General features: G+C 68.7%; 4 protein-coding genes and 1 pseudogene. 3 read left to right on the top strand and 2 right to left on the bottom strand.

What is annotated here, in order from left to right; translation table 11 throughout:
- Positions 1–522 (top strand): IS630 family transposase (locus ABZV38_RS32910; protein ID WP_356332106.1); only part of this gene is annotated, 522 nt, incomplete at its 5' end.
- Positions 523–545: 23 nt separating this feature from the next.
- On the opposite strand, the pseudogene ABZV38_RS32905 reads toward ABZV38_RS32910, so the two are convergent.
- Positions 546–1,181, bottom strand: a pseudogene (locus ABZV38_RS32905) (right-handed parallel beta-helix repeat-containing protein); the annotation flags it as partial.
- A 692-nt stretch (positions 1,182–1,873) separates the two neighbouring features.
- On the bottom strand, positions 1,874–2,758 hold the full coding sequence (locus ABZV38_RS32900) for an LLM class F420-dependent oxidoreductase (RefSeq protein WP_356332105.1): 885 nt from the start codon (positions 2,756–2,758) through the stop codon (positions 1,874–1,876).
- 1,671 nt (positions 2,759–4,429) lie between these two features.
- Here ABZV38_RS32900 and ABZV38_RS32895 point away from each other — a divergent pair.
- Positions 4,430–5,458 carry a serine hydrolase gene (locus ABZV38_RS32895; protein WP_356332104.1) on the top strand — a complete coding sequence of 343 codons (1,029 nt, stop codon included), beginning with the start codon at positions 4,430–4,432 and terminating at the stop codon, positions 5,456–5,458.
- Between the two features lie 263 nt (positions 5,459–5,721).
- Complete coding sequence (locus tag ABZV38_RS32890) at positions 5,722–7,473, top strand: NAD+ synthase (RefSeq protein ID WP_356332103.1); 1,752 nt, start codon at positions 5,722–5,724, stop codon at positions 7,471–7,473.
- Positions 7,474–7,628 lie beyond the last annotated feature (155 nt).

The following is a 7,628-nucleotide window of genomic DNA, read 5'->3' as shown; positions in this document are numbered from 1 at the left end:
CCGAGCCTGCCGATGGTGCCCGGCCGGGCCGGCACGATGACGCACGACTACAAGCGCAACGGTACGACCACGCTGTTCGCCGCGCTGAACATCCTGACCGGCACGATCCTGGGCAAGTGCCTGCCCCGGCACCGCCACGGCGAGTTCCTGCAGTTCCTTCGCCTGATCGACCGCAAGGTCGCCAAGGGGAAGGAGATTCACCTGATCGTGGACAACTACTCCACTCACAAGCACGCCAACGTCCGTGCCTGGTTGGACAAGCACCCCCGGTTCCACCTCCACTTCGTTCCCACCAGTTCGTCCTGGTTGAACCTGGTCGAACGCTGGTTCCGCGAGATCACGGACAAGGCGATCCGGCGTGGCAGCTTCACCTCGGTCCAAGAGCTCATCGACGCGATACAGGAGTTCATCGACGTCCACAACGACGACCCCAAACCCTTCGTCTGGACCGCCACCGCCGACGAGATCATCGAGAAGGTCCAGCGTGGCCGGGTTGCCCTCGAAGCAGTCAAGCAAAACTGAGTCACTGCACTAATGTTGTGGCGGACGCGGTTGCCGTTGCTGGTCATCCCGGCGCCGTTGCAGATCAGCAGAAAGCCGCCCTCGTTGTCGTGGCTGTAGTTGTACTGGTAGACGTTGCGGTTGTTGCCGCCGTCGATGTCGTATGCCATCGAGTCGAGGGTGCCGTGACCACCGGTCACCTCGTTGTACTGGTAGAGGACGTCGTCCGAATTCCAGGCCCAGATACCGGCGTTGTAGCCGGCCGAGCGCATGTTGAAGTCGTTCACGTAGTTGTGCTCGACCCGTGCACCCTTCGCGGTCTGTACGACGATGCCGTCGCCGCCCGCGTCGTACACCGTGTTGCGCTGGATCCGCAGGCCGGTCGTCGCCTCCCAGCTGGTGCCGGGGCCGTTCGGGTGCTCGGCCCTGCGGCCCCAGCTGGAGCTGGTGCCGATGCCGGTGCGGTCGGTGTGGCGGACGGTCGAGTCCTCGATCCGTACGCCGTCGAAACGGGTCGGGACGGCCGAGCCTGTGACGGAGAAGAGGATGCCGCCGCTGGGGTCGGGGTCCTTGAAGTCGGCGCCGTTGACGTCGTGCACGTCCACCCCGTCGACGACGTAGTGGCTGCCCACCCCGTGGTCGGTGAGCCGTACGAGCAGTCCCGCGCGGCGGTCCGTCATGGTGTGCGCGCCGGTGTTGGAGATGTCGAGGTTGCGCAGCTCCCAGCCCTCGACGTTGAGCAGGAACACGGCGGCGCGGGCGCCCCCGCCCTCGATGCGCGGCTTCGCCCCCTTCCCGTATGCGTCGATGGAGATCGGCTCCGCGGCCGTTCCGGAACCGGTCGGGGCGAGCACCCCGGTGCAGGTCCGGCCACGCCGCAGGAGCAGCCGGTCGCCCGGCTCGTACGCGCGCGAGGCCTTGGCGAGGGTGCGCCACGCCGTGCCGCTGTTCGTGCCCGAATCCTGGTCGCTGCCGCGCAGACAGTCCACGTAGTACGTGCTGCCGGGACTTTCGTGTGCGGAAGCGGCCGCCGGGAGGAGACCGCTCACGCTCACGGCGGCCGCGAGCGCGGTCACGGCGGCCTTGCTGCGTATCAGGGAGATCGACATGGCCGGAAACTAGCCAGGCCGCCGACGCCCGGGCCATGGACGTACGTAGCCGGTACTTGGATCTCCTGCTGGATCTTCCGCCACGGCTGCCCCAGCGGAGGGCCAGTGGTGCAAGCCCTGGATACTCGGAGTTCGACGAGGTGTCGGCGTACGGCCGAGTGCGCTCGGCCAGGTACAGACGTGCTCAGTCGAGTGGCGTGAGTGAAGAGCCCGTCCTGACGTTCTGCTGATCGACTTGTCTGGTCGATGGGCGTGGGCGTCTCCTAAAGTTCCAGCGTGGCGGCCAGGCGTCGCCAGTGTTCCCGGGGTGGTGCGGTTCGATCGCTGTCCGGGGTCAGTGTCTGGACGGCTACGTGGTCGGCGCCTGCTTCGAGGAAGGCGTCGATCCGCTCGCGTACGCGTTGTTCGTCGCCCCAGCCGAAAAGTGTGTCGATCAGGTGATCGCTGCCGCCGTCTGCGAAGTCGTCCTCGGTGAATCCCAGACGCAGCCAATTGTTGGTGTAGTTGGGCAGCTTCAGGTAGAACGCCAGCGTCTGGCGGGCGGTCGCCCGTGCGCGGTCGGGATCGGTCTCCAGGACCACGGTGAACTCTGGCGCGAGCAGCGGGCCTTGGCCGAGTTTCTCACGAGCCTGGGCGGTGTGTTCGGGGGTGACGAGGTACGGGTGGGCCCCCGCAGCGCGGTCGCGGGCGAGCTCGAGCATCTTCGGGCCGAGGGCGGCCAGCACCCGGCGGCCGGCCGGGACTCCGGCCGTGTCCAGTGCGTGCAGATAGTCGTTCATCGCCGTGTACGGGCGTTTGTACTGCTCGGCGAGTTTGGCATGGCTGACGCCGAGGCCGAGCAGGAACCGGCCGGGGTGGGCGGACTCCAGGGCGGACCAGCGGGCGGCAGTGTCCTTCGCCTCGTACTGCCAGATGCTGAGGATGCCAGTGGCGACGGTGATGGTCGAGGTCGCCTCGATCAGCGGGGCCGCGTGCTCGACGCCGCTGGCACCGAGCCAGAGGGCTCCGTAGCCGAGTTCCTCCAATTCTGCGGCGGCCTCGGCGGCTTCCGTGGCACGGGACGGGTCCGGGGCGTGCAGAGCTGTGGTCCACAGGCCGTACCGGCCGATTGCCTTGGCCTGGTGCGTGCTGATGTCGTTGAACCCCATGGGTTTGTCCTGCCGCCGGGTGACTGAGGGTCGACGTCGGTTGTACCAGCGGAGGCAGACCGAATCGTCGTATTCCGCCGGTGAGCGGCGCGCCCTGGCCGGCCTGCTGTGATTCCGGGGCGGTGGGTTACGGCCATGTCCACTACAGGAACGGCCATGCACTGCTTCCCGCGCTTATGGAACCGGGGACGTACGCCGTCGACCCGTCGCCGGCGACACGCTGTTCAGTGAAGGGTCTCGGCCGTGCCGGTGACGGAGGCGCGTTCGATGGCGTTGATGAGGTGGTGCCGGTTGAGGCAACGCGGCCGGCCATGGAGCGGCCGAGGTCGGCGGGCAGCCCGTCGCCGAAGTGCGACCGCGGCAATTACGACTGCCGTGATGGCGGTGTCCATCTCCTTGCGGACTGCATGGGCCACGTTCCGGCCATCGTCGCCGAGTTGGGCCGCAGGCCTCTTCGACGTCCGGCTTGCACAGGGTCACAGAGGGCCAGTCCCGGGGCAGGTGTCCGCGCGCCTTGGTCAGGTACCCGCACAACGCATCCATCTCCGCGAGGCCCGCCGGATCCGACCGCGACTCCAGCGGCGAGTACGGCACCCCGTCGCGAATCGCGGGCGCGTAATCCTCCCGCAGCAGCAGGCCGATCACCCGGTCCCGCTCCCGGACCGCGCCACTGACCAGGCAGAGCGCGAACGCGTCCAGCCAGGTCCTCGAGGTGGGCGCCTGGTCCACTGCATCCCCGAAGCTGAGGTCCTCGCTGTTGAGCGTCTCGCCGATGAGGGGCAAGGGGACCTCGAAGTCGCCGTTGGGGAAAGCGCCGAGGCTCAGCACCCCCAGGGCGCATTCCGCCGGAGTGCGCAGGACTATGCGCGAGGGGGCGGCGCTGAGCGTGGGGTCCTCCAGGGTGCGAGCGGCAGCGTGGTCGAGTAGCTCGTCGCACATTTCCTGAAGCTTCGTCAGGGACAGGTCGGCGTAGCGCAACACGTGCCAGCGGCGCATGGTCCGCCCCGCGATTCCCTCGAGCGCTTGGGCGATCCGCTGTTCACTGACGTTGTGGCACGTCACTTCCTGCACGTTGTTGTCCTCCCTTGATCCACCAGGGATTACGGGACAGCCCATAGCGACGGCACGCTACCAATGCTTCCGCCAATGAGCGCATCGACCTTCCACGGTGCCTCTCGTCCAGGGACGTAGTGCCGTTCGCTTCCGGCGCCTGCAAGATGCGGCTGGGGCGCGCATGGCGTTTCGCCAGAGCGTTTCGGTCGCGGTCTTCGTCCCGGCTGTCGAGCGCGATGGGCCGTGGACAAGGGGTTGCGCTTCGTGAGGGCTTCCCGGGTCATCGGCGGCTTCGGTACGGATGGGGCATGTGCCGGCAGCCTCAGTCCTCCGGGACCGCGTCGAAGGGCTTCGCCGCTTCAGGCTCTTCATGTCGATCAGGACCGCTTCTTCCTTGGTCGTCCCTGCCGTACGTGTCGTCCCTGTCCGTCGGGGGAGAGAACCCTGCCATGGTCACACTGAGCGGCTGGACCCGCGCAGAAAGTTCCGCAATGACCCCATTAGGGCCTAATTTATCAGAGATCACTTATGGGTGATGTGCGCAGAATCACGAACCATGTCACGTAGTTGTTAGGTGGGACATAGCTATTTCTTGGATGGTCTTTTTATCCTCGCGCTATGTCTCGGCATTCGTTCGCTCCGCTGTTCGTCACGTCCGCCCGGCGCCACCCGTCGCGCTACGCCCTGGCCGCGCTCGCGCTCGTCATGACCGGCTGGACGGCGACGGGCGGCCTCGCCGACCCGGCCAGGGCCGACGGGGCGCCGGCCGTCCCGCGGTCGGGCCCGATGGCGGGGCCGGCGCACGGCATCGCCCAGGTGGGGGCGATCCGCGCGCTCCCGTCCACGTCCGCCACGGTGGCGTCCTCGCCGTCGGTGTCTGTGGCGGCCCTGCGGACCGCCGGGACCGGTGCGGCTCCCGGTGTGGCTCCTGACCAGGCGCTGTCCCGGCGTCTCGCGCCGGTCGTAGCGGCCACCCCCGCGTCTATCTCGGTGGCGGTGCTCGACCCGGCCGACGGGCGCGCGGCACGATATGGAGTGCGGGCGGGGGCGACGTACGACACGGCGAGCATCGTGAAGGTCGACATCCTGGCGGCCCTGCTGCTCCAGGCCCAGGATCAGCACCGCGGGCTCACAGCGCAGGAGAAGGCGTTTGCCGCGTCGATGATCCGCGTCAGTGACAACGCGTCCGCCGACGCGCTGTGGCGGGTGATCGGCAAGGCGCCGGGTCTGGACGCCGCCAACCGCAGGCTCGGCCTGACCGATACGACCGGCGGCGGGGGCGGGCACTGGGGGCTGACCCAGACCACCGCGACCGATCAGCTCGCCCTGCTGACCGCCGTCTTCGGCACCGACTCCCCGCTGGACGAGGCATCCCGGAGCTACCTGCGCGGCCTCATGGGCGGCATAGCGGCGGACCAGGACTGGGGGGTTTCGGCGGCCGGCTCCGTCACCGGCCTGAAGAACGGCTGGCTGCAGCGGACCGCGACGGGCCGCTGGGACGTCAACAGCATCGGTCTCGTCCGGGTGGACGGACACGACCGCCTGGTGGCGGTGTTGTCGCGGGGCAGCGTCAGCATGGCGGACGGCGTCCAGCTGGTGGAGAAGGCGGCCAAGGCGGCCGTCCAGGCCCTGGACGGGACGGCCTGACCCCGCACCGCCATCAGGGGCCCGCTCCCGTCGGCCAGCGGGCAGGGTCCATGCGGTAACCTACGGCCACCGCATGGTCGTTTGCCTTCACGCACCGATCGTCAGCGGTGGCACGATTCCTCTCCGCACACCGGCCCCACCAGCAAGAAAACGAACCACGGCTGGAGTGCCGGACAGACCACCCACATGAACGACGGGCGCCGCCTCCGGGATACCCGTTCCGGGCCGAACCCTTGTGTCGGTATGACGATTACAGTGGCCAAGTGCCTCAACTCCGTCTCGCCATGAATCAGATCGACTCGACCGTCGGTGACCTCTCGGGGAACGCCGAGTCGATTGTGCGCTGGACCCGGCATGCAGCCGAGCAGGGAGCCCACTTGGTGGCGTTCCCCGAGATGGCGTTGACCGGTTTTCCCCTTGAGGACCTCGCGCTGCGGTCCTCCTTCGTGGATGCCAGCCGCGCCGCGCTGGACGCGCTCGCGGGACGGCTGGCCGATGAGGGGTTCGGGGAACTGCCGGTGGTCGTCGGCTACATCGACCGCAGTGAGGTGCGGCTCCGCTATGGGCAGCCCGTCGGCGCGCCACAGAACGCCGCCGCTGTTCTGCACCGGGGCGAGGCCGTGCTGCGGCTTGCGAAGCACCATCTGCAGAACTATGGCGTCTTCGACGAGGTCCGGTACTTCGTGCCGGGCGACACGCTCCCCGTGGTACGGGTGCGCGGCGTCGATGTCGTGCTCGCGATCTGCGAGGACCTGTGGCAGGACGGCGGCCGGGTGCCGGCCGCCCGGGCCGCCGGGGCAGGTCTGCTGCTCTCCATCAACGGCTCGCCGTACGAGGTCGGCAAGCACGACGACCGCCTGGAAGTGGTCCGCAAGCGCGCCCAGGAGGCTGATTGCACGCTGGCCTACCTGACGATGACGGGCGGACAGGACGAACTGGTCTTCGACGGCGACTCCATCGTGGTGTCGGCACAGGGGGAGGTCATCACCAGGGCGCGGCAGTTCGAGGAGGGCTGCGTGCTGGTCGACCTGGAACTCCCGGCCGCCTCCGAGGAGCCGCCGGCCGGTGCGCCCGACGACGGGCTGGTGGTCGACCACCGTACGATCTCGGCCGAGCCGCTGCCGCCGTACGAGGTCCAGGTGGCCGACGGGTACGCGGCACGCCTCGGCGGCGACGAGGAGATGTACACGGCGCTGGTCGTGGGCCTGCGAGGGTACGTCGCCAAGAATGGTTTCCGCAGCGTGCTGATCGGGCTCTCCGGCGGCATCGACTCGGCCCTGGTCGCCGCCATCGCCTGCGACGCCGTGGGGGCGGCCAACGTTCACGGGGTGGCCATGCCGTCCCCGTACTCCTCGGAGCACTCGGTCGCCGACGCGGCGGAACTGGCCCAGCTGACCGGGCTGAACTTCCGGACCGTACCGATCGCGCCAATGTTCGACGCCTACATGGGGGCACTGGGGCTGACCGGCCTGGCCGAGGAGAACCTGCAGTCACGGCTGCGGGGGACGGTGCTCATGGCGCTGTCGAACCAAGAGGGGCACATCGTGCTCGCGCCCGGCAACAAGAGCGAGCTGGCAGTGGGCTACTCCACCCTGTACGGCGACTCGGTGGGCGCCTACGCGCCGATCAAGGACGTCTACAAGACGTCGGTCTTCGCCCTGGCCCGCTGGCGCAACCGGGCCGCACTGGAGCGCGGCCACACCCCGCCGATCCCGGAGAACTCCATCAGCAAGCCGCCCAGTGCCGAGCTGCGGCCGGGGCAGGTCGACACCGATTCCCTGCCCGACTACCCCGTCCTGGACCGGATCCTGTCGCTCTACGTCGACAGCGGCCAGGGGTGCGACGCGATCATGGCGGCGGGCTACGAGGCAGAACTGGTGACGAGGGTGCTGCGGATGGTCGACGCGGCGGAGTACAAGCGGCGGCAGTACCCGCCGGGCACGAAGGTCTCACCAACGGTCTTCGGCAAGGACCGCCGCCTCCCGATCAGCAACCGCTGGCGCGAGTCCGCCTGAAGCAGGGCCGACCGGGTGGGGGCCTCGGCCCCGGTGATGCGGTACACCGACCACGCGGAACTGGCTGCGGGAGGCCCGTCGTGTCGCGGCATGCTGTCCTGCTTGTGCTCTCTGCTCCTTTGCGCCTCCGGTCGCGTACGGCACCGCCGTCGTGC

Origin of the sequence: Streptomyces sp. NPDC005181, assembly GCF_040608395.1 — a bacterium.
Taxonomy (GTDB): domain Bacteria; phylum Actinomycetota; class Actinomycetes; order Streptomycetales; family Streptomycetaceae; genus Streptomyces.
Note: the sequence above shows the minus strand (reverse complement) of the source record. Positions and strands in the feature narration are given on the sequence as shown.

Bases quoted from the DNA above. Each gene is read 5' to 3' on its own strand.
- ABZV38_RS32895 (WP_356332104.1), top strand. From the start codon at position 4,430: ATGTCTCGGCATTCGTTCGCTCCGCTGTTCGTCACGTCCGCCCGGCGC.
- ABZV38_RS32900 (WP_356332105.1), bottom strand. From the start codon at position 2,758: ATGGGGTTCAACGACATCAGCACGCACCAGGCCAAGGCAATCGGCCGG.